The 20878-nt window shown below is 42.4% G+C and carries 24 protein-coding genes and 1 riboswitch; of the genes, 1 reads left to right on the top strand and 23 read right to left on the bottom strand.

The annotated features are described in order from the left end of the window. Positions 1 to 18: 18 nt before the first annotated feature. The 10 genes from fusA to BVE84_RS07850 all read right to left on the bottom strand — a co-directional run bounded on the left by fusA (position 19) and on the right by BVE84_RS07850 (position 9469). Positions 19 to 2100: an elongation factor G gene (gene fusA, locus BVE84_RS07895; RefSeq protein ID WP_076996498.1), complete on the bottom strand. Its 2082-nt coding sequence runs from the start codon at positions 2098 to 2100 to the stop codon at positions 19 to 21. A gap of 352 nt (positions 2101 to 2452) precedes the next feature. Beyond that, on the bottom strand, positions 2453 to 2923 hold the full coding sequence (rpsG, locus tag BVE84_RS07890; RefSeq protein ID WP_076996497.1) for a 30S ribosomal protein S7: 471 nt from the start codon (positions 2921 to 2923) through the stop codon (positions 2453 to 2455). Between the two features lie 17 nt (positions 2924 to 2940). Continuing rightward, on the bottom strand, positions 2941 to 3354 hold the full coding sequence (gene rpsL, locus BVE84_RS07885) for a 30S ribosomal protein S12 (protein WP_018379166.1): 414 nt from the start codon (positions 3352 to 3354) through the stop codon (positions 2941 to 2943). A gap of 604 nt (positions 3355 to 3958) precedes the next feature. Then, positions 3959 to 5008 carry an LLM class flavin-dependent oxidoreductase gene (locus BVE84_RS07880; RefSeq protein WP_076996496.1) on the bottom strand — a complete coding sequence of 350 codons (1050 nt, stop codon included), beginning with the start codon at positions 5006 to 5008 and terminating at the stop codon, positions 3959 to 3961. A gap of 315 nt (positions 5009 to 5323) precedes the next feature. Next, on the bottom strand, positions 5324 to 6946 hold the full coding sequence (groL, locus tag BVE84_RS07875) for a chaperonin GroEL (RefSeq protein ID WP_076996495.1): 1623 nt from the start codon (positions 6944 to 6946) through the stop codon (positions 5324 to 5326). A 17-nt stretch (positions 6947 to 6963) separates the two neighbouring features. Beyond that, complete coding sequence (gene groES, locus BVE84_RS07870; RefSeq protein WP_076996494.1) at positions 6964 to 7248, bottom strand: co-chaperone GroES; 285 nt, start codon at positions 7246 to 7248, stop codon at positions 6964 to 6966. A 518-nt stretch (positions 7249 to 7766) separates the two neighbouring features. Further along, positions 7767 to 8162, bottom strand: coding sequence for a single-stranded DNA-binding protein (locus BVE84_RS07865; protein WP_076996493.1), 396 nt, complete (start codon positions 8160 to 8162; stop codon positions 7767 to 7769). 75 nt (positions 8163 to 8237) lie between these two features. Next, a complete protein-coding gene (gene ytpR, locus BVE84_RS07860; RefSeq protein ID WP_076996492.1) occupies positions 8238 to 8864 on the bottom strand; it encodes a YtpR family tRNA-binding protein in 627 nt (208 codons plus the stop codon). A gap of 3 nt (positions 8865 to 8867) precedes the next feature. Next, on the bottom strand, positions 8868 to 9188 hold the full coding sequence (locus tag BVE84_RS07855; RefSeq protein ID WP_076996491.1) for a thioredoxin family protein: 321 nt from the start codon (positions 9186 to 9188) through the stop codon (positions 8868 to 8870). Beyond that, a complete protein-coding gene (locus BVE84_RS07850; RefSeq protein WP_076996516.1) occupies positions 9185 to 9469 on the bottom strand; it encodes a DUF4651 domain-containing protein in 285 nt (94 codons plus the stop codon). Before BVE84_RS07850 ends, BVE84_RS07855 begins: the two co-directional genes overlap by 4 nt. Positions 9470 to 9520: 51 nt before the next feature. Here BVE84_RS07850 and pepA point away from each other — a divergent pair, with 51 nt between their 5' ends. Continuing rightward, a complete protein-coding gene (gene pepA, locus BVE84_RS07845) occupies positions 9521 to 10594 on the top strand; it encodes a glutamyl aminopeptidase (protein ID WP_076996490.1) in 1074 nt (357 codons plus the stop codon). Positions 10595 to 10641: 47 nt separating this feature from the next. Here the strand turns inward: pepA and BVE84_RS07840 are convergent, their stop codons facing one another. The 13 genes from BVE84_RS07840 to comGA all read right to left on the bottom strand — a co-directional run bounded on the left by BVE84_RS07840 (position 10642) and on the right by comGA (position 20585). Next, positions 10642 to 11205 (bottom strand): folate family ECF transporter S component, encoded by a 564-nt coding sequence (locus BVE84_RS07840; RefSeq protein WP_076996489.1) that lies wholly within the window; start codon positions 11203 to 11205, stop codon positions 10642 to 10644. 38 nt (positions 11206 to 11243) lie between these two features. Continuing rightward, positions 11244 to 11333, bottom strand: a riboswitch (THF riboswitch). A gap of 84 nt (positions 11334 to 11417) precedes the next feature. Further along, positions 11418 to 11945, bottom strand: coding sequence for an ECF transporter S component (locus tag BVE84_RS07835; RefSeq protein WP_076996488.1), 528 nt, complete (start codon positions 11943 to 11945; stop codon positions 11418 to 11420). Next, on the bottom strand, positions 11942 to 12802 hold the full coding sequence (locus tag BVE84_RS07830; RefSeq protein WP_076996487.1) for a pyridoxamine kinase: 861 nt from the start codon (positions 12800 to 12802) through the stop codon (positions 11942 to 11944). Before BVE84_RS07830 ends, BVE84_RS07835 begins: the two co-directional genes overlap by 4 nt. 262 nt (positions 12803 to 13064) lie before the next feature. After that, positions 13065 to 14261 (bottom strand): acetate kinase, encoded by a 1197-nt coding sequence (locus tag BVE84_RS07825; RefSeq protein WP_076996486.1) that lies wholly within the window; start codon positions 14259 to 14261, stop codon positions 13065 to 13067. A 37-nt stretch (positions 14262 to 14298) separates the two neighbouring features. After that, positions 14299 to 15264 carry a class I SAM-dependent methyltransferase gene (locus BVE84_RS07820; RefSeq protein ID WP_076996485.1) on the bottom strand — a complete coding sequence of 322 codons (966 nt, stop codon included), beginning with the start codon at positions 15262 to 15264 and terminating at the stop codon, positions 14299 to 14301. A gap of 728 nt (positions 15265 to 15992) precedes the next feature. Continuing rightward, positions 15993 to 16661, bottom strand: a complete 669-nt coding sequence (locus BVE84_RS07810; RefSeq protein WP_076996484.1) for a Fic family protein — start codon at positions 16659 to 16661, stop codon at positions 15993 to 15995. 234 nt (positions 16662 to 16895) lie between these two features. After that, positions 16896 to 17282 carry a competence type IV pilus minor pilin ComGG gene (gene comGG, locus BVE84_RS07805; protein WP_135017491.1) on the bottom strand — a complete coding sequence of 129 codons (387 nt, stop codon included), beginning with the start codon at positions 17280 to 17282 and terminating at the stop codon, positions 16896 to 16898. Between the two features lie 10 nt (positions 17283 to 17292). Continuing rightward, the gene (comGF, locus tag BVE84_RS07800) at positions 17293 to 17727 is read right to left on the bottom strand and encodes a competence type IV pilus minor pilin ComGF (RefSeq protein WP_179098468.1); all 435 of its coding nucleotides are present in this window, start codon (positions 17725 to 17727) and stop codon (positions 17293 to 17295) included. Next, positions 17714 to 17932 carry a competence system putative prepilin ComGE gene (comGE, locus tag BVE84_RS07795; protein WP_083708315.1) on the bottom strand — a complete coding sequence of 73 codons (219 nt, stop codon included), beginning with the start codon at positions 17930 to 17932 and terminating at the stop codon, positions 17714 to 17716. Before comGE ends, comGF begins: the two co-directional genes overlap by 14 nt. 46 nt (positions 17933 to 17978) lie before the next feature. After that, a complete protein-coding gene (comGD, locus tag BVE84_RS07790; protein ID WP_244157400.1) occupies positions 17979 to 18329 on the bottom strand; it encodes a competence type IV pilus minor pilin ComGD in 351 nt (116 codons plus the stop codon). Between the two features lie 40 nt (positions 18330 to 18369). Further along, positions 18370 to 18684 (bottom strand): competence type IV pilus major pilin ComGC, encoded by a 315-nt coding sequence (gene comGC, locus BVE84_RS07785; RefSeq protein ID WP_076996481.1) that lies wholly within the window; start codon positions 18682 to 18684, stop codon positions 18370 to 18372. A 1-nt stretch (position 18685) separates the two neighbouring features. Further along, a complete protein-coding gene (gene comGB, locus BVE84_RS07780; RefSeq protein ID WP_256765667.1) occupies positions 18686 to 19714 on the bottom strand; it encodes a competence type IV pilus assembly protein ComGB in 1029 nt (342 codons plus the stop codon). Beyond that, positions 19635 to 20585, bottom strand: coding sequence for a competence type IV pilus ATPase ComGA (gene comGA / locus BVE84_RS07775; protein ID WP_076996480.1), 951 nt, complete (start codon positions 20583 to 20585; stop codon positions 19635 to 19637). Before comGA ends, comGB begins: the two co-directional genes overlap by 80 nt. Between the last annotated feature and the right edge of the window lie 293 nt (positions 20586 to 20878).

Raw genomic sequence — 20878 nt, 5'->3', positions numbered from 1 at the left:
TCCTTTTTTAGCACCTAATTATGCGTTTCCACCATTTTTCTTAATGATTTCATCTTGCACTGACTTCGGCACATCTTCGTAGTGGTCAAATACCATCATAAAGGTACCGCGTCCTTGTGTTGCTGAACGAAGGACAGTTGCATAACCGAACATTTCAGCAAGTGGCACATAGGCACGAACGATTTGTGTATTTCCACGAGCTTCCATACCATCTACCCGTCCGCGGCGAGCAGTCACGTGACCCATAACATCCCCAAGGTTGTCTTCTGGCGCAGTGACGGTCACAAGCATCATCGGCTCAAGGATAACTGGTTGGGCAGATTTTGCGGCTTCTTTCAAGGCAAGAGAGGCTGCAACTTTAAAGGCTGTTTCAGATGAGTCGACATCATGGTATGAACCATCATATAGTTTTGCCTTCACGTCAACGATTGGATAGCCTGCAAGCACACCATTAGCCATTGACTCCACCAATCCTTTTTCAACCGCTGGGATGAATTCACGTGGTACCACACCACCGACGATTGCATTTTCAAACTCGAATCCTTTTCCTTCTTCATTTGGAGTAAATTCAATCCATACATCACCGAATTGACCCTTACCACCTGATTGACGCTTGAAGAATCCACGAGCTTGAGTTGAGGCACGGAAGGTTTCACGGTACGATACTTGAGGAGCACCTACATTCGCTTCCACCTTGAACTCACGGCGCATACGGTCAACAAGGACATCCAAGTGAAGCTCACCCATACCAGAGATGACGGTTTCCCCTGTTTCAACATTTGTTTCAACGCGGAAGGTTGGATCTTCTTCAGCCAATTTAGAAAGGGCAACCCCCATCTTATCTTGGTCTGCCTTAGACTTCGGCTCTACCATCAACTGAATAACTGGTTCTGGAACGTTAATGGACTCAAGGATAACCTTGGCTTTTTCATCTGTCAATGAGTCACCAGTTGTTGTATCTTTCAGACCAACAGCAGCAGCAATGTCACCAGAATAAACTGTTTCGATTTCCTGACGGCTATTGGCGTGCATTTGCAGGATACGTCCGATACGTTCCCGTTTTCCTTTGGAAGTATTCATAACGTATGAACCAGAATTAAGGACACCTGAATACACACGGAAGAAGGTCAACCGACCTACAAATGGATCTGTCATAATCTTGAAGGCAAGGGCTGCAAATGGCTCTTCATCTGAAGCTGGGCGCTCTTCTTCAGCATCTGTATCTGGATTGATTCCTTTGATAGCTGGAATATCAATCGGACTTGGAAGATAGTCAATAACCGCATCAAGCATCAACTGAACACCCTTGTTTTTGAAGGCTGAACCACATAATACTGGGAAGAACTCCACATTGATAGTCGCTTTACGGATAGCAGCTTTCAGCTCTTCGTTTGTGATTTCTTCACCTTCAAGGTATTTCATCATCAACTCTTCATCTGTTTCCGCAACTGCTTCAATCAATTTTTCACGGTATTCTTGAGCTTGGTCAAGATACTCAGCTGGAATGTCTTCTTCAAGAATGTCTGTCCCAAGGTCATTTGTGTAGATTTCAGCTTTCATCTTGATCAAATCAATGATTCCACGGAAATCATCTTCTGCACCGATTGGTAATTGGATTGGGTGAGCATTTGCTTGCAAGCGCTCATGAAGGGTACTTACTGAATAGAGGAAGTCTGCACCGATTTTATCCATTTTATTGGCAAATACGATACGAGGAACACCATATTCAGTTGCTTGGCGCCAAACTGTTTCAGTCTGTGGCTCAACCCCTGATTGTGAGTCAAGAACCGTTACCGCACCGTCCAATACACGAAGAGAGCGTTGTACCTCAATGGTGAAGTCCACGTGTCCCGGTGTATCGATGATGTTTACACGGTGATTGTTCCACTGTGCAGTTGTCGCAGCAGATGTGATCGTAATCCCACGCTCTTGCTCTTGCTCCATCCAGTCCATCTGTGAAGCACCTTCGTGTGTTTCACCGATTTTATGGATTTTACCAGTGTAGTAAAGAATACGCTCAGTTGTAGTTGTTTTACCAGCATCAACGTGGGCCATGATACCGATATTACGAGTTTTTTCTAATGAAAATTCGCGTGCCATTATGTTCTCCTATATTGTTAAATTTATTTACATCTCATTATAGCATATTTTAGAAAAAAACGGTTAGGCAGGACCTAGCCGTTGTGCTAACTATTATTAGTAGGATGCAAATATTGCGCATGTCATATGAATAAGGAAGCCTCCTTACTGAAACCCAAGAACAGTATATCTTTTCGGATACTGATCCCCTTCAGTTCTCCCATTCTCACACAGAGTTACTGATAGAACCTTCTCTTATTCAATTAAATTTTGGCCACACCCTCGGCGAATACAGATAGAACCTCTTATAGCCAACAGCTACTCACCATTCCACTGTTTTTCGCCGATGTGCCACCCCCTTTGTATCTTAATATTACCATCTGAAGTGAGCAAACGCACGGTTCGCTTCAGCCATACGGTGAGTATCTTCACGTTTCTTAACAGCCGCACCTGTGTTGTTTGCTGCATCCATGATTTCTTTTGCAAGACGATCAACCATCGTATGCTCACCACGGTTACGAGCAATAGTTACCAACCAACGAAGTCCAAGGGTTGTACGACGTTCTGGACGAACCTCAACTGGAACTTGGTAGTTAGAACCACCGACACGACGCGCACGTACTTCCAGTACAGGCATGATGTTTTCCATCGCTGCTTCAAATACTTCAAGTGCGTCATTTCCTGTAGCTTCCTTGATTTGCTCAAAGGCACCATATACAATAGAAGCCGCTGTACCACGTTTTCCATCAAGCATGATGCGGTTAATCAAACGTGTTACTAATTTTGAATTGTAAAGCGGATCTGGCAATACTTCGCGCTTAGGCGCTTGGTTTTTACGACTCATTTATCTTATCCCCTTTCTTACCCTTTTGGACGTTTTGTACCGTATTTAGAACGGCCTTGTTTACGATCTGTCACACCTGCTGTATCAAGCGCACCACGAACGATATGGTAACGTACCCCTGGAAGGTCTTTTACACGTCCACCACGAAGAAGCACTACGCTGTGTTCTTGTAAGTTATGCCCGATTCCTGGGATATAAGCAGTTACTTCAATCAAGTTGCTCAAACGCACACGAGCAAATTTACGAAGGGCAGAGTTAGGTTTTTTAGGTGTCATTGTTCCAACACGAGTTGCAACACCACGTTTTTGTGGTGAAGAAACATTTGTTTGAACTTTTTTACGGCTGTTATAACCAACGTTCAAAGCTGGTGATTTAGATTTTTCTACTTTAGACTTACGTGGTTTACGTACCAACTGGTTAATTGTAGGCATCTACATTCTCCTGTATCATTTTTTATTTTTGGTTGACAGAGCGCTTGGTGACAGCCTCTATCCGTGTGTACTTTGCAACTATTTGTCAGCACGTCTCTGTACACTTTTGAGAGACCAAAAGTAAAAAGTACCGCTTATCATCATAACATAAACGGTACTCTGTGTCAACTATCTTTTTTGAATTTCCCACGCCGTACGCATGAAGAAAATGCATGTAACTGTTTTCTAGCCACATGCATTTTTTCAAAAATAGTTTCGCGACATTTACATAATTGCTTTGATTTATCCTCGTTTTCACCTATATTGCAACAAAATTTCATGATAAAACTATAACTTTTTATGAAAAATCGTTATCTGACAGCGAAATTTTTTCATGCGCTTGTCGTGTCGAATTTCCCCGATGATCAGCTCTCAAAGTCTGTCCCGGAATGATAATGAGTTGGAGCTTATACTCAATTAAAAATCAACAGTAGACTAGGAAATGAAGGGGAAAGTAGAGCCTTGTTCTAGTCCAAGTTCAATTCACCGATACTCTTGACCAAGTATCCTTTTGATTTTTAAAGAGTATTAGTATGAGAAGAGTGCAACGTTTCCTGCTCAACAATTATTTTTCTTTAGCATCGAAATAAGCCCGAACCTTTGGCGCAACCTTCTCCCCATAGAGACGAATGGCTTTCAATGTATCTTCATGAGGCATAGAGCCTACCGGAAGATGGAGCATGAAGCTATCAAGACCTAGAGTCTCTATCATCCAAATCATCTTATTGGCTACCGTATCAGGATCCCCAACAAACATCGCCCCTTCCTCACCAATATTCTTTAAGTAGGCATCATAGGTCAATTCTTTCCAGAATGGTCTATCCTTGCTAATGGCATCCACTAACTGCTTGGTCGGATAAAAGTAGTCTCTCTCAGCCTGTCCCTTATCCTCAGCAATCCATCCCCACGAATGTGCACCGACTGTCATCTTGGACTCATCATGTCCTTTCAAACGACCAATTTTGCGGTACATATCAATCAAAGGCTTAAAATAACGGGGATTGCCACCGATGATAGCATAGACAATCGGTAACCCTTGGCTTGCTATCTTCTGTGTGGACTCAGGACTACCTCCCGTTGCAATTTTGATGGGAAAATCTTCTTGCACTGCCCTTGGGTAGACTGGGCGATTCTCCACACTTTGCGTATGCTGACCCTGCCAAGTTAGATGAGTATCATTTTTTATCGCAAGGAGCATCTCTAACTTCTCATCAAACAAGGCTTCATAATCCTTCAAGTCATAACCAAACAAAGGGAAGGACTCGATAAAAGAACCACGTCCTGCCATAATCTCTGCTCGGCCATTTGACAAAGCATCAATCGTCGCATACTGTTGATATACACGAACCGGATCAATCGATGATAGGATTGTCACTGCACTGGACAGACGAATATGCTTAGTATTAACTGCACCTGCAGCCAGCACAATTTCGGGCGCCGATACTGCAAAATCTTCCCAATGATGTTCCCCAACTGCATACACATCCAATCCTACTTGATCTGCCAGCTCAATCTCCTCGACTAGATTTCTTATCCGTTCCGCATGGCTTACTGCCTGACCTGTCTTTTCAAGTGGAGTTGTCTCTCCAAATGTCGAAATTCCCAATTCAACCATTTTATGTCTCCTTTTCTTTTGTTACTGTCATTTTATCACTAATTAGTGATAAATAAAAATAATTTGCTCACGCCAGTATCCCCTCTATGATTTCAAAATGCCTTGGCAAGATTTCTCCATTCATATTCTCTTTATGCAGTGCGGACGAGGCAAACTCCTTTGGAGTTTTATCCCCCATTTTTGAGCCTCCGTCTCAACAATCCCGTTCCAGAAGCCTGGGACAACCAAGCATACCAGAAACAAAAAAGATTGAAGAGGGGCATAAACGATCCTTCTTCAATCTAGTTTCTAGATATTTCAATCTATTCGCAAACTCTACATCATTCCGCCCATCATGCTCGGATCCATCGCTGGAGCTGGGGCAGCCGGCTCTGGTTTATTTGCGACAACCGCTTCTGTGGTCAAAATCAAGCTGGCAACACTGGCTGCATTTTGAAGAGCAGAACGTGTCACTTTAACAGGGTCGATAATCCCTGCTTCAATCATATTGACCCACTCACCTGTTGCAGCATTGAAGCCTGTTCCAGCTTCTGAGTTTTTCAAACGATCGATGACGATTGAGCCTTCAAAACCAGCATTTAAAGCAATTTGACGAACCGGTTCTTCTAAGGCACGAAGCACAATATTGCGTCCAGTCGCTTCATCATCTGCAAGTTCTAAACTTGCAACAGCATCGATGACATTGACAAAGGCTGTTCCACCGCCTGCAACGATTCCTTCTTCAACAGCTGCACGAGTTGCGTTTAGAGCATCTTCTATACGAAGTTTCATTTCTTTCAACTCGGTCTCTGTCGCTGCTCCAACCTTGATAACAGCCACGCCACCTGACAACTTCGCTAAACGTTCTTGTAATTTTTCACGGTCAAAATCAGATGTCGTTGTCTCAATTTGTGACTTAATCACACTAATGCGATGATTAAGAGCCTCTACATCTCCTGCACCTTCAACGATGACCGTTGTATCCTTATCAACACTCACCTTAGACGCTTGACCAAGTGCTTCAATCGTCGTATCTTTCAACTCAAGACCAAGGTCATCTGTAATGACAGTACCACCTGTCAAAATAGCGATGTCCTCAAGCATAGCCTTACGGCGATCACCGAATCCCGGTGCTTTGACAGCAACGACATTAAAGGTTCCACGAATTTTATTCAACACAAGAGTTGGAAGGGCTTCACCATCGACATCGTCTGCAATAATTAACAGTGGTCGACTACTTTGGAGGATGCTTTCTAGTAACGGTAAGATTTCCTGAATATTTGAAATCTTCTTATCCGTAATCAAGATATACGGATTGTCCAATTCTGCTACCATTTTCTCATTATCGGTTACCATGTATTGAGAGAGGTAGCCACGGTCAAACTGCATGCCTTCCACAACATCCAATTCAGTTTCCATTCCCTTAGACTCTTCAATGGTAATCACACCGTCTTTTCCGACCTTTTCCATCGCTTCACTGATGTACTCTCCGACCTTAGCACTACGTGACGATACAGCGGCTACTTGGGCAATCGCTTCTTTATTCGCAACAGGTACAGAATGTTCCTTGAGAGCTTCTACTGCAACGCGGACAGCTGTCTCGATTCCACGACGGATACCGATTGGATTTGCTCCTGCAGTTACATTTTTAATCCCTTCACGAACAATCGCCTGCGTCAAAACAGTTGCTGTTGTAGTCCCATCCCCTGCAATGTCATTGGTTTTAGAGGCAACTTCTGAGACTAATTTAGCCCCCATATTTTCAAAGTGATCTTCCAATTCAATTTCCTTGGCAATCGTTACCCCATCATTCGTGATAAGTGGCGAACCAAAGGCTTTTTCAAGTACGACATTTCGTCCTTTTGGTCCCAAGGTTACTTTTACTGTATCTGCTAAAATATCAACACCGCGTACCATACTACTGCGTGCATCTGATGAAAATTTAATCTCTTTTGTCATCGTTATTTCCTCCTTGATTATTGAACAATGGCAAGAATCTCTGCCTCACGAACGAGCAATAGTTTGTCATCACCCTCTTTTACTTCAATACCTGCGTGATTTTCAAGCAAAACCCTATCACCAGCTTTCACGCTAGATGGTACCAACTCTCCAGTTAACGTACGGGTACCTTCACCAACAGCCAGCACCTGGGCTATTTTAGTTGTTTCATGTGCATGGCCTGCAAGAACAAAACCACCAACTGTCTGCTCTTCTTGCTCTTCTACTTTCACGACCACTCGGTCATTTAACGGCTTAAGCATATCATACCTCCAAGAATATATTCTATTTTAGCACTCTATGTATCCAAGTGCTAATTCATTGTTTTTATTATATCATTTGGTCAAAAATAGTCAAGAGAATTTTTTTACCTTTTCATAAATCGGACTCAAGACTGATAACGCCACTATCCCACTCAGATATTAGTAACTACTTTTGAGGGAAAGTAGCTAGACAGTTTGGTGACACTAGTCCCTCAACAGTTATTTTTAATCCTAAACTCTTCAAAATGATATAGGATAAAGGGTGCCATAGAATCTCCCATTTTGTGACAATTCATCGTTTCAATCGCTTAACTTCTTTCAAATGTCAAGAATGATACCATCGATCCTCCAGGACTACCTAAAAACAAGGGACGTCACAAGATGATACTCTTTAAAAATCAAAAGGATACTTGGTCAAAAGTCTCGGTGAATTGGAATTGAACTAGAACAAGGCTTCCCCTTCGTTTCCTAGTCTACTGTTGATTTTTATTGAGTATACACATTGGCCTCAAATCTATCTAGAATGGGAGAGCCTCCGCCTCTAATACCAAGTCAGCTAAATCCTCACCCATATTATTTTCACGCATGGCACGCTGGGCGCGACTTTCTAGTAATTGAAAGGAATGTCCAAGAACCTCTGTCACATATTGGTTCTGGCCATTTTTTTCGTATTTGCGCGTGCGAAGCTCGCCATCAATAGAAATAAGACTCCCTTTTCCACCATAAGATGCCAGCATCTCAGCTAACTTCCCCCAAAAGACAGCCGTAATAAAGTCAGTCTCTCGCTCTCCATCTCCTGTTTTAAACCGGCGATTCACTGCTAGCCTTATCCGTGTGACCTGTTTCCCACTTGCTGTTTGGTTTACTTCCGGTTGAGCCGTCAAACGGCCAATCATAATTACTTTATTGTACATTTTTACCCTCCTGCTAGTCTATTCGTAAAAAGCAATCAAAAAAGCTGGCCGAAACCAACTTTTCATCTATTATTTTTATCCTTGCCAATGTTTTGCAGGATCAAAAGGTGTTCCAACCACTTCATCCGATCCCAATTCAATAATACCACGTTTTTGCGGTGCATTTGGAAGTTGCAACTCACGAGGGCTACACATCATGCCGAAACTCTTTTCCCCACGTAATTCACCCGGAAAAATCAAGCTACCACTTGGCATCATGGCTCCTGGCAAGGCAACAATGGTTTTCAAGCCTTGAACAACATTAGGAGCTCCTGCAACAATTTGAACAACCTTGTCCTCTGCTATCTTAACTTGGCAAATATGCAAGTGATCACTATCTGGATGAACAAGGACATCAAGGATTTCTCCGACAACGAATTTGGGAGTCTTGTCATTGACTAGCTGCTCTGCAAAACCTTCTTTTTGCAATTCTTGATTGAGAGCCTCCACTTCTTGATCTGTCAAAAAGACTTGACCTCTCCCTGTAATATCAACCAAACTAGACACTTGAAAAATATTCCAAGCAACTGTTTCTTGATTGTCTACCTGAAAAACACGCGCCACATTGCCCTTCCGCTCAACCTCTAGAGCCTCATTCTTGCTATCTGAAACGACAATCATCAAGACATCGCCTACATATTCTTTGTTGTATGTAAAAATCATTCTTTACCCTCTCACGCTTGCTAAAAAATCATTGATTTCCTGTTTAGTCTTACGATCACGATTGACAAAACGACCAATTTCCTTCCCCTGTTCAAGCACAACTAGACTTGGTATTCCAAATACATTCCATTCTTGAGCAACTGCTAAATAGTCATCTCTATCCACTAAGACAAATTGAAAATCTGGATTATCCGCCTCAATCTCTGGTAAAAAGGGTTTGATATAGCGACAATCACCACACCATGCTGCTGAAAAGAAAAAGACTCGCTTCCCTTCTTGCTCTGCTAAATGGGCCAATTCTCCAATATTTTTTGGGATAATCATGCTTGCTCCTCCTCATACCAAATGACACCAGCCTCATATTCAAATAGATAGACCCGCTCATCCTCCATGACGACTCCACCGATCAGGCGCTCCTTGCTCGAGCCTCTCTCATCAATAAATACCGTAGCAATCTTACCATATTCTTCAAAGAATGCCCGGACCTCCTGAAGCGCTTTAGCTTTCCTTTGGTCTTCATATGCTGCCACCGCAAATCGTGTGCCAGCCACAAACATTCCCACTCCGAGTACCCCTACTAATAAGGCTAGTTTTTTCTTCTTCATACCCAACATTTTACCACAATTCATGATAAAATAGTAGCTAGGAGGATCATTATGCCATATTCTAATTTATTCAAAAAAATCAAAGAAGTTACCGAGCTACAAGGTATTGCAGGCTTCGAGCACGAAGTCCGCGACCATATTCGCCACAAAATAACTCCACATGTGGATCGAATCGAGACGGATGGTCTAGGAGGTATTTTCGGGATTAAAGATGCGACTACGACAGACGCACCGCGTATCATGGTATCCGCCCATATGGATGAAGTGGGCTTCATGATTAGCCAGATTAAAGCAGACGGGACCTTCCGAACCGTTGAAATCGGTGGCTGGAACCCATTGGTCGTATCCAGTCAGGCCTTCTCACTCCACTTGCAAGACGGTCGTCAAATCCCTGCTATTTCCGGATCCATGCCCCCGCACCTATCCCGCGGCAAGAACGGTAACGCCGGGCTTCCTGCAATCAATGATGTCATCTTTGATGCCGGATTTAGTTCCAAAGAGGAAGCTGAGGCATTCGGTGTCCGTCCCGGCGATCTTCTTATCCCTAAAAGTGAAACCCTATTGACAGCAACTGGGCGCAATGTCATTTCAAAATCTTGGGATAATCGATTCGGGGTGCTTATGGTAACCGAACTGCTCGAAAATCTATCCGGCCTACAGCTCCCAAATCAGTTAATCGCAGGTGCTAACGTACAAGAAGAAGTAGGGTTACGAGGTGCACACGCTTCTACGACCAAATTCAAACCAGATATTTTCCTTGCTGTAGATTGTTCACCAGCAGGTGACATCTTTGGTGAGCAAGGTGCTATCGGAGAAGGAACCCTCCTACGTTTCTATGATCCGGGACACATCATGTTAAAGAATATGAAAGACTTCTTGTTGACAACCGCCGAAGAAGCGGGTATCAAATTTCAGTACTATTGCGCAAAAGGGGGGACCGATGCCGGTGCTGCCCACCTAAAACACCACGGGATTCCGTCCACCACAATCGGTGTTTGCGCCCGTTATATCCACTCACATCAAACGCTATACAATATGGACGATTTCTTGCAAGCCCAGGCATTTCTACAAGCTATTGTCAAAAAACTTGACCGTTCAACTGTTGAACTAATCAAGCGATACTAATTCACTTATTCAAAAAAAGCAACAACGGGATGGATTGTTGCTTTTTCTTATTTTTGAATCCCCATTAGTTTGCGAACTTCAGGGATTCGATGAAGTTGTGGCAAGAGAAGCATGGTCACAACCACTCTGAATGGAATTTCTAGCACTTTAAAAATACGTCCTTGAACAAAAAATTGTACTGCAATGGGAATCTGTTGATAAATCTGATTGAGAAGTGGCGTCAAAAAGAAGGTTCCAATTCCCATAATCACCACTGTAGCCCACAATACATGGAGCCAGTCCTTTTTACGATGAATATCTAATTTCTTCCCGTAGTAAAAATAGCCATATAAAAAGCCCTGTACTGCCTCTAGTAGGGTAAACCAAATAATAAACGGATACCCTGAGTTTAGAGCGGTTAGCACATCGTTCACGACAAACACAATCACCGCAATCCACGGTCCTGCCAACATTCCTATGAGAGTGTTAGCAATAAACGATAGACTAACTTTTAGTGTATTGGGAATAATCCAGAATGAATAGTACTGTCCCAAGATGTAGCGAATAGCGATTAACATCGCTAAAACAACCAGTAATCGAATCCCAAATTTGGGAGATTTTTTTGAAAACATACTCTGCTCCTTTTATAAATTGGAGCTGCCGATTCATCGACAGCGGATGCAATGGTTTATCGCGCTTTCGCTTCGTTGTATGGCAACATCCCATCCATACACACTTAACGCAAACCACCTACTCTGTGCAAATCAACTTTGCTGTTTCATTCTACCATATCTCAATGATTTTGACTAGACTATCTCCCCTAGTAATTTATCCATTCTAATCGTTACCGTGTAAAAATTCTCTTTAAGATTGGATAAAGGAGCGGAACAGCAATCATAGTTACGAGCGCGGTGCCAAATGTACCACCGATTTTAAGCACTGCTGCCACAACTGCCTCCTGTATCCTTATGCCACCAACCAAGCTATTGATAAGGGTATACTTTATCACATTACTCATAATTTTAGTAATTGCAGCCACAACTCCTACAATAACGACATTCCGCGGTCGGTGATCCGAATGCAACATCTTTTCAAACACTAGATGGAGTACAAAACAGACAAAAAGAGATTCTAGCACAGTAATCCAAGCGACGGATATATAGCCATTTAAGACATCAAATAACCCAAGACTAATCGTCGCAACTAAAGCCCCCACTTTCGCTCCATAGAGTAAAACAGCTACCACCACTAAGGCATTACCGACATGAACAAATTGAACCCCTACCGGAATCCGTAGAAATTGTACACTGACGATAATCAAAGCAGCATATAAACTCAGCTCCACTAATTGACGCGTTGTCAGACGATTCATGATGCTTTCTCCTTTAAACGATTCATCCGGCTAGCTAACTCTACTACATAGGGCTCATAACGAAGACCCATCTTCAAATCGCGCTGTAACAACAGGGTATGCCGCAACGTTTTGTCGATAAAATCAAGCGCCAACTCTGCCACTACATCCAAGGATAAGCCCTGAAAATACCCTGCCCCTAAGACAGCCGTAAGCAGATCCCCTGTTCCAAAAAAATGCTGTGCATAAGAGGTTCTCATATAGTATGAGATGATACCGTTCTCCCTATCAAAGTGAGCTAGGCCAATGCTCCCCTTTCCAAACGCAACACCCGTTAGGATAATATGCTTATTTTCCAACGGAGTCAGAGCCACTAAAAGCTGCTCTACATCCTCTTTGCTATACTCTTCACCAAGGTAGGGAGAATCTGCCAACAAACATGCCTCTGTCATATTAGGAGTAATCACATCTGCCCCTTTGCAAAATTGGCGCATTGCTGCCACGAATTCCTCCTGATAGCCAGCGTATAGACGCCCATTATCTGCCATAACTGGATCAACAAAGCACGTTATCTGTTTGTGCTTAGCAAACTCAGCAATCCGATCAAGCTGCTCCTTGGAACCCAAATACCCTGTGATGAGTCCAGCAATCGGAAAGTCCATGCCCTGCCATTGGGCCAAAGCCCCTTTCACCGCTGTATCAAGCTGCGTCATGCTAATATGGTCAAAACCACCCGTATGCGACGACAATAAAACCGTCGGCAGAGGAATAACCTCGATTTGACAGGCAGCCAGAACTGGAAGAGCTGTCGATAAAGCAACCTTCCCCAAACCAACAATATCATTGGCAACAATCACTGATTTCGTCTGTTCTTCCATATTTCCCTCACTTCCATCTCCCCCATTGTCGAATAATGTTATTGTAAGATAGTTCTACCCATTGTGCAATAGAAAAAAATATCGTTTGTACGGGGACAGATAGTATAGAGCGAGAGTAGATTCCATTCAGCATGAGGAATCAACAACATCAGATTTTGACCTTTGATAGGTTATGAAGCAACTTGAACCTTGGGGCTCATAGAATAGCAATAGGCAAGTAAAAAGGACTCCTATTCTAACTTAGGAATCCTTTTTGCAACTGCTATTCTTTGCCTTTCAAACGCTCTACATCACGCGCGATAACAAGCTCTTCATCTGTTGGAACAACTAAAACCTTGACCTTAGAATCTGGAGTTGAAATATCTCCTTCTGCCCCGAAGACATTCTTGTCTGGGTCTAGTTCCATCCCAAACCAAGACAAACCTTCTACAACTGCTTCACGAACAGCTACAGAGTTTTCACCAATACCCGCTGTGAAAACGAGAGCATCGGCACCATTTAGAACTGCGAAGTATTGCCCGATAAATTTTTGAAGTCTATTGATCAACATATCAAAGGCAAGAGTACACTTACTTTCCCCTGCTTCGCGACCTGCCTCTACTTCACGCATATCGCTTGAAACTTCTGCAATGCCTAAAATACCCGATTGCTTATTAAGAACATTCACAACGTCAGCAGCATCTTTCAACTCGGTAACATTTTCAATAAGATACGGAATAATCGCAGGATCAATATCCCCAGAACGAGTTCCCATCATTGGACCGGCCAAGGGAGTGAAGCCCATAGACGTATCAACAGATTTCCCTCCATCAACTGCTGTAATAGAAATACCATTTCCTATATGGGCAGTAATCAATTTCAAGTCCTCAACTGGTTTGTTCAAAACCTTCGCTGCTTCACGTGAAACATAGTAGTGAGAGGTACCGTGTGCTCCATACTTGCGGACTTGGTAGTTTTCATAATACTTAGTCGCAATTGGATAACGATAAGCCACCTCTGGCATAGTTGTGTGGAATGCTGTATCAAAAACTGCAACACTTGTAATATCTGGCAAAATGTTCTTAAATGCACGGATACCCGCAGCATTTGCTGGATTATGAAGGGGGGCCAAGGCTGACAATTCCTCAATTTTAGCAAGAGCCTCATCATCGATTAAGACGGAATCTTTAAAGTATTCACCACCAGCTACCACACGATGACCAACACCTGTAATTTCTGAAAAATCTTCAATAATGTGATGGGCCAATAAGTCATCCAGTAAAATTTTAACAGCTTGCACATGATCCGCAATGTCCAGCGTCTGACTAGCTGCTTGACCATCGAACTTAACGGTTGAAACCGCGTCTTTTAGACCAATGCGCTCAATCAAGCCTTTCGCCAATACCTTTTCTTCCGGCATTTGGTATAATTGCCATTTCAAACTAGAGCTACCTGCGTTAATCGCAATTGTTTTTGACATAAGATTCCCCTTTTTAAGCGTTTTCCTAACTAGTATATCAAATTTTCAATGAAATTGCATTATCTTGTTTCCATTTTTTAAAATTCTCAGTGAACTCCTGTAACGCTTTCGGATCTTGCAAATCTGTCAATGGGTATACAAAGGTTTCTATCGGCACGTCTGTCTGCTTCTGTAATACAAAAATAGTCTTTGCCATCGACTGTGCTCCAAACAAACTAGATGGCAAGGTCAGCACCGCAACAACACTGGCATTATCCTTCAACCAGGCTTTCAAGAGTGGGCTTTGGGGACTGGTCAGTAGATCATTAGGTGCAAGTAAGATTGCATAACCGCCCGGTTGTAAATATTTCAAGGACTGCTCCATCAATAAATGATGAGCATAGGTATGCTCTCTCGAACTGGCCACTTGATAACGACGGGCTATGCGATCATCGGGATAATAACCGACTGGTAAGTCACTCATGATGAGTTGACTTTCTTTTAAAATTTGTGGACGAACCGCATCTCCCTGAACAAAATGGGGACTACTTTCCATCACATCTGCAATACTGGCAGACAGATCAATCAATAAATCATCTACTTCAATACCAAGATAGTCAATTTCTTTCTGACTGTGATTTAAGATTGTTTGCGCTAGATTTCCTGTTCCAGAACCAATCTCTAGGATAGTGACTTGTTTTTCCAGTACCAGTTGCTCCAACAAAAACGTAAAGATAAAACCAATACTATCCGGTGTAAATTGATGATTGTACTGCATCGGTTCTGTCTGATTCGCCTTGATAAAGAGAAACTGGTAGGTTCTGCGCCACTCCTCAGCTGTCAACTGCAGCTTTTTCAACCTAACAATCGCAGCCGCAATCCCTTCATTTTCATGGCTACCTGCCAAGTAAGCAACATTCTGTTCAATCAAAGCATCATAAAAGTTAGTCCCTAAAATATTTTGGATGGTTTGGACATTTTTTAATAGCAGATCATAGGCCTGCTCTATTTTTTCAAAATTCATATATCATCACTTTCTAAGCGGTCTAACTCCTTGATATACAAGGCTTTTAAGACTTTTATATTTTATATTTTTCTAATTTGTTCCCCTACAAGCTGCTGATGGCTTTTTCAAAATAAGTTACCGCCTCTTTTTCCTTATCTTTTGATAAATGAGAGTTGGTGTCTAACGTCATTGTTATTTTTGAGTGTCCTAGGCGATGCTGGAGCTCTTTAGGTGTTACCAGCGTTTAGCAATAAACTAGCGTGAGTGTGGCAGAAAGCGTGAAGGGTAAAACGTGGTATACCTCATCTTTTACAATGGCGGTCTAGCACTTACTGAAAATTATTCCTAATCAGATATTGTCTTATGGGGGCCAAAACTCTTGCTGGACTACCACCAACCTCAACATAGACCAATCGTTGTCGGTTCTGGTATTGCTTGAGCAGGGCGGCAGTTGCCTTATCTATGCTGATGGTTCTCTTCCCAGCTTTTGTCTTGGTCTCTCCTACCGTCCTTGTTTCTTATGAGTAGCTCTTGCTGATGGTGACGGTACAGCTCTTTTCGTCAATATCAGACCATTCAAGAGCAGACAGTTCACCAATGCGCATGCCTGAGCGAAAGGCGACCATATAACAAAAATTTGCGAAATCCTTGTGACTGATGAGGTCGATATACTCCAGGAACTTTTTCAAGTCCTCAGATAGGAGTATCTGAGACGATGATATATGCGCGTGGTGGTTGAAAGGAGTTTAAAACTGTTTCATTCTATCACTTTCATAGTCAAACGAGCGTTTGAGTAGATTAGCTAGTCCGTTGATGTTTTGATTGGCCAAAAGTTCCATATACTCTGTCCTGTCGTCTTTGCTGATAATGACAGGCGTATGTGAGTATCTCATAGCTAGATACATCAATATTAGGCGTCCCGTCCGTCCGTTTCCGTCTGAAAACGGGTGAATGCGCTCCAGTTGAATGTGGGTATCTGCCAGTACTTCAAGCAATGCTTGGCTACTCTTAGAGTTTTCCAGTCTGTAATTCGTATTATCTGCCCACTGTGACATTAAGTGGGGTGTTTCTGCTGGGGTAGCTGTTTGAAATTCTGCCCCTATAATCGCATTTTGCGAGCTTTTGAACCGTCCTCTGTCATGCTGTAGTCTATCCGTCAAGAGAGCGTGGAAATCTTGTATCAGACCAATAGTAAGCGGTGGCTGTTTGTCCAACTGGTCTAAAAGATAGCTGAATGCTTGTTTGTGATTTTCTATCTCATAAAATTCCCTAATACTTTTGTGATTGCCCGGTAAGCTATTTTCAATAATAATGCTGACTGTCTCGGGCAAAGAAATCGTATTGCCTTCTATACCGCTGGAATGATAGGCCATTCGGACAAGAGTATCATCTAGGTACTTTTGTGGGTATGCCATGGTATCTCCTTTCTATGCTGGTGGCGCGTGGGGGAGCTATTACTCAAAATTTGAGCTAGTTATTTATTTCTCCCCACTTTCATGATTGCTAAAAGTTTTTCAAGTTTCTTCTGTTCGCCATCGTTTATAGCAAGGTTTTTTCAGAACGCATAATCTGACTAGCTCTTATAAATCCTCGTATACAGTTGGGAGATTTGAATGAGAATATTCATATCCCTATCATATCAAAAAAGGCTATTTTACGCTAGATAAAGGAAAGGCATAGAAAAAATCATGATCAGCTATCGTTGTGACTGTTACAAAAAGCTGATTATTGTCAGAATGATAGTGCGATTGCCCTTTAGAAAATCGGATACTTCCCTGGATGCCGCTCCCCTTTGGAAATTTCAACTGTCCCGCATTCAACTCTTGCTCCTTCTTTAGAGTAGACGGTAAAAATTCCGCCTTTTGCCTCGTTGTGTTGATTTCTTCTCGTACAATATCAGCTGTCCACTCCGCAATCAAATAAGCCTCTGTATTTTCCTGATTGGCTACACTAAGTCGTGCTTCTGATAACTGGGCTGATAAGTAGAATTGTAGCACCAAACTAAATACTGCCATCATCAGTACGGCATATAACAATACCCCCGCCCTACTTTTTTTCTTCAAAACGATAAACAAAACTTCTCTCCCAACCATTTTCAAAAGTAATATCGATCTGAATAAGGGAGTTATCTTGGTGAATCTTAGCGGATGCAACCTGATATAGCATGGGCTGATAGCCCCGTCCCTTGTCATTTGTCTTACGGAAATCATCTGCTTTTGATTTACCAAAGGACAAACGGTGACCAGATTTGTCGATATACAGACGGTCATTTTCCACCTTAATGAAATGAACACCCTCCAATTCATAGCTCAGTTGTTCCGCAAAGACAAGCCACCTCTTTTCGATACTCCTTTCTTGATAAGCGACTTCCTGGCGAATCAACTTTGTTAGCCCCTCAAAAACTAATAGGCTTCCTGATAAAACAAGTAAAGCCAAGAGGCACTCAAATAGGGAAAAGGCCGATACCTTACTCTTTTTCAATATGTAGCACCTCCTCACCTTCATGATACACACGAATGGAATGGGGTCCCCGCTCAACTGTTACACGCAGACCGTTTAAGGCAAGGGAGGTCTGCCTTGTCTGTACAGCCATCTTCGCTAGCAATAACACCTCTTGTCTTTGCCACTGTTCCTCCTGCCACTTTCTGCTATGGATTACTCCTGCTAACAGTAATCTTGTTATCATAGCAAAAACGGCTACGGCGACTAAACTTTCTAATAAAATATAAGCCTTATTTCTCTGTCTTTTTATAGTTCCCACTCCCTAAATACAACTGATAGATAATTTTTTTCTGCTGCTTTGTTAAAAATTCAATTTTTACTAACGATGAATTTCCCCCGTGGTAATCCAATACGATTTGTTGTTCCTGTTTGAGTTGCAATGTAGATGGCAATTTCAACCTACCATATCCATTTGAAATCGTAGAACCTACCAGTTCAAGGACCACCGACCGATGAGAAGCTATCGCCAGTTGTTGACTCGTCCTATACATGGTTTCAAACTCAAGAAAAAAGAGACGCTCTCCTACACCTGTCAGTACACTATGAATGGAACTTGATAATAGAATTGTCAAGAAAGTCACTATGAATAGCGTCAACAAACTGTCTAACAGGGTATAAGCCTTAAGGCTTGACCGTACGAGATTTATCTGTATTTTTTGCATAGTATTCGTTATAGGCCTCTGCCTGCGCTTCTGTAACTGCCCCTGCCTCTATCAACTTCGACAGGCTTGCCTCTCCTCCATTTTGTAGCTCATACAACTCAGCTTGCCCTTCTACAACTTTTACAACCGCAGCATTTCCAGCCTGCTTAACCGTTTCTTTTTGGTTGCTTAAATTGGGAACAAACAAGAGCAACAGAACACTGATAATAAATAAAACAATAAGCATTTCTATCAGAGTAAATCCGTTTACCATTATCTTTTTCAATTTTTTCATTTTACACCTCCATATATTGATAAATGGGGAACAACATCGCAATATAAATGAAAACAATGACGAAAGCGACGAAGATAAATACGAGGGGCTGAATCAACTGCATAGCTGCATGTAACTTTGCAAAGAATTCCTCCCAACACTCGTCGGCATAAAGCCGCAGTTCATAGCCTAACTTATCCTTCACTTGGCCGTATTCAACCATAAGGCTCAATTCCTTATTAAAAAAAGAATACTGCTTAATCTGTTCCTCAAAATCTACTCCCCTTTCTAAGGCCTGCTCTAAATCTATCCCTATGCTGCAAAACAAAGCTGATTGTTGCTCCTGCATCAGATGCATAATATGAGACAGTTCGAGGCCCTGACTCACCAAATTGCCCCACTCACGTGCATAGTAGGCAGTCAGATACAACTGAATCAATTTTCCTAAAAAGGGAAGTCGTACCAATAAGCTGATTGCACCTATTTTCTCCGATTTTCGATACCAGTACCTCAGCAAGACTACTACCATAAAAATAGCAAGCATTGATCCTAGGAAACCAAATGGGAGATAGCCTATTAGCCTACTTGCTCCATTTTCCTCCTCTAGCTGAGGTAATAGATAGTTGTTTAACCCCAACATCATCACAAACAAAAATGCAACTAATATCACAGGATAGGTGGCCACCTCGACTAGCTTTTTACGCACTTTCACAAGATTCCCCAGATAATCTTGAATATTTTTTAGACTCAGCTCTAGATTACCGTGCATCTCAGCCAAGGCTACCTGGGTTACAACTGTATCTGAAAATTGCAGGTCTGAAAGAAGAGCTGCAAAAGACTTCCCCTCCAATAGTCCCTCAGCTAGAATACCAGTATAGTTATCTGCCAGTAACTGACTTCTTTTTAGAAAATCAACGATTTCTACCAAATGAAACCCACTCATGAATAGGTTGGCAAATAATTCAATCGTTTTACGCTGACGAATCAAGGATAATTTTTTCGGTCTGCGCCTGATACTCACTGATATATCCTGCCGCAAATAGCTGATCAACCTGTTGATTCCACCGTTTTGCGGAATAGGATTGGTAGGCTTCTGTTGCCACATCTACAATTCCTCCTCCTCCAATTAAACGTTGATAAATAATCCCCTGTAAGGCATGGCATAATTCATCGGGACGCACTCCTAGCTCTAGCATACGGGCATACACACCTGCGATACTTTTTCCATGAACGGTTGAAAAAATCGTTACACCTGTCAGGCTAGCACGAATAACTGCCCGCGCTGTTTCTCTATCCCGAATCTCTCCAATAATCAGCAAATCTGGTCGATGTCGAAGAGATAGTTTAATCAAATTGTCATAGGTCAAACCAATAGATTCATTGAGCTGCAACTGCAGCATTTCATCCCGTTTGATTTCTACAGGGTCCTCAATAGTAACAATCTGTTGTTCTGCAAATTTCATCTCTGCCAAACAGTACATCAGAGTCGTTTTCCCAGATCCTACCGGTCCCGAAAATAAATACAGCCCCCTCCCTCTTATCACATGTTGAACACGTCCTAAAGCATCAAACCAGAAATGCAATTCGTCTTGCTGATCGTACAAGAAACGAATCACCAGACTTTCCTTTCCGCGGTAATCACCAACCGTTGACAACCTGAGTGCTATCGTTCCCGCCTCATAGTCGTAGTCGCAAGCCCCTTGCTGACTCCGTCGTTTTTCGCCAACATTCATTCCCGCCACAAATTTAAAATGACTGATGATCGCTCCATAAGTAGTCTCATCGAACTCGCCGACCAAATTCCGAGTATCTAGGACTCGCTCATATACTTGACAAGAGGCTTCTCTAGGTAGTAGGTAAAGATCACTTACCCGTTTTTTCACCGCTTTCCGAATCAGCTCCTGTGCTATTTTTTGAACCATATTCCCTCCTCACTTTCTTTATTCGTAAACGACATCATTTTTTCTCCATTTTTTTGCAATTTGTTCTATTGACTAGGGATACAACCCCCATAGCATGGCTTTTCTGAGTCGGCGAAACTGCCTAGCTTCATTTGATACTTGGGGAAGCGTGAAAAAGCCCACAAGCTATGAGGGGCTAATCACTTGCTACTAGAGACAGCTGTTTTGCTATCATAAATATATTCAAAAACGCCAAAACAGCCCTGACCCTCTTAAAACGAGGACCAAGGCTGTTGCTCAATCTTTTCTTATTA

The sequence above is a fragment of the Streptococcus azizii genome, from assembly GCF_001984715.1.
GTDB lineage: Bacteria > Bacillota > Bacilli > Lactobacillales > Streptococcaceae > Streptococcus > Streptococcus azizii.
Note: the sequence above shows the minus strand (reverse complement) of the source record. Positions and strands in the feature narration are given on the sequence as shown.

Excerpts from the sequence above, each read along its gene's own strand:
- groL (WP_076996495.1), bottom strand. The coding sequence starts at position 6,946 with ATGACAAAAGAGATTAAATTTTCATCAGATGCACGCAGTAGTATGGTA.
- BVE84_RS07855 (WP_076996491.1), bottom strand. The coding sequence starts at position 9,188 with ATGATTATCCCAAAAAATATTGGAGAATTGGCCCATTTAGCAGAGCAA.
- BVE84_RS07880 (WP_076996496.1), bottom strand. The coding sequence starts at position 5,008 with ATGGTTGAATTGGGAATTTCGACATTTGGAGAGACAACTCCACTTGAA.
- BVE84_RS07825 (WP_076996486.1), bottom strand. The coding sequence starts at position 14,261 with ATGTCAAAAACAATTGCGATTAACGCAGGTAGCTCTAGTTTGAAATGG.
- BVE84_RS07830 (WP_076996487.1), bottom strand. The coding sequence starts at position 12,802 with ATGGAAGAACAGACGAAATCAGTGATTGTTGCCAATGATATTGTTGGT.
- BVE84_RS07835 (WP_076996488.1), bottom strand. The coding sequence starts at position 11,945 with ATGAATCGTCTGACAACGCGTCAATTAGTGGAGCTGAGTTTATATGCT.
- comGE (WP_083708315.1), bottom strand. The coding sequence starts at position 17,932 with ATGATAACAAGATTACTGTTAGCAGGAGTAATCCATAGCAGAAAGTGG.
- comGA (WP_076996480.1), bottom strand. The coding sequence starts at position 20,585 with ATGGTTCAAAAAATAGCACAGGAGCTGATTCGGAAAGCGGTGAAAAAA.
- BVE84_RS07850 (WP_076996516.1), bottom strand. The coding sequence starts at position 9,469 with ATGAAGAAGAAAAAACTAGCCTTATTAGTAGGGGTACTCGGAGTGGGA.
- BVE84_RS07865 (WP_076996493.1), bottom strand. The coding sequence starts at position 8,162 with ATGTACAATAAAGTAATTATGATTGGCCGTTTGACGGCTCAACCGGAA.
- BVE84_RS07840 (WP_076996489.1), bottom strand. The coding sequence starts at position 11,205 with ATGTTTTCAAAAAAATCTCCCAAATTTGGGATTCGATTACTGGTTGTT.
- groES (WP_076996494.1), bottom strand. The coding sequence starts at position 7,248 with ATGCTTAAGCCGTTAAATGACCGAGTGGTCGTGAAAGTAGAAGAGCAA.
- rpsL (WP_018379166.1), bottom strand. The coding sequence starts at position 3,354 with ATGCCTACAATTAACCAGTTGGTACGTAAACCACGTAAGTCTAAAGTA.
- pepA (WP_076996490.1), top strand. The coding sequence starts at position 9,521 with ATGCCATATTCTAATTTATTCAAAAAAATCAAAGAAGTTACCGAGCTA.
- ytpR (WP_076996492.1), bottom strand. The coding sequence starts at position 8,864 with ATGATTTTTACATACAACAAAGAATATGTAGGCGATGTCTTGATGATT.
- comGC (WP_076996481.1), bottom strand. The coding sequence starts at position 18,684 with ATGAAAAAATTGAAAAAGATAATGGTAAACGGATTTACTCTGATAGAA.
- fusA (WP_076996498.1), bottom strand. The coding sequence starts at position 2,100 with ATGGCACGCGAATTTTCATTAGAAAAAACTCGTAATATCGGTATCATG.
- BVE84_RS07810 (WP_076996484.1), bottom strand. The coding sequence starts at position 16,661 with ATGGCATACCCACAAAAGTACCTAGATGATACTCTTGTCCGAATGGCC.
- BVE84_RS07820 (WP_076996485.1), bottom strand. The coding sequence starts at position 15,264 with ATGAATTTTGAAAAAATAGAGCAGGCCTATGATCTGCTATTAAAAAAT.
- rpsG (WP_076996497.1), bottom strand. The coding sequence starts at position 2,923 with ATGAGTCGTAAAAACCAAGCGCCTAAGCGCGAAGTATTGCCAGATCCG.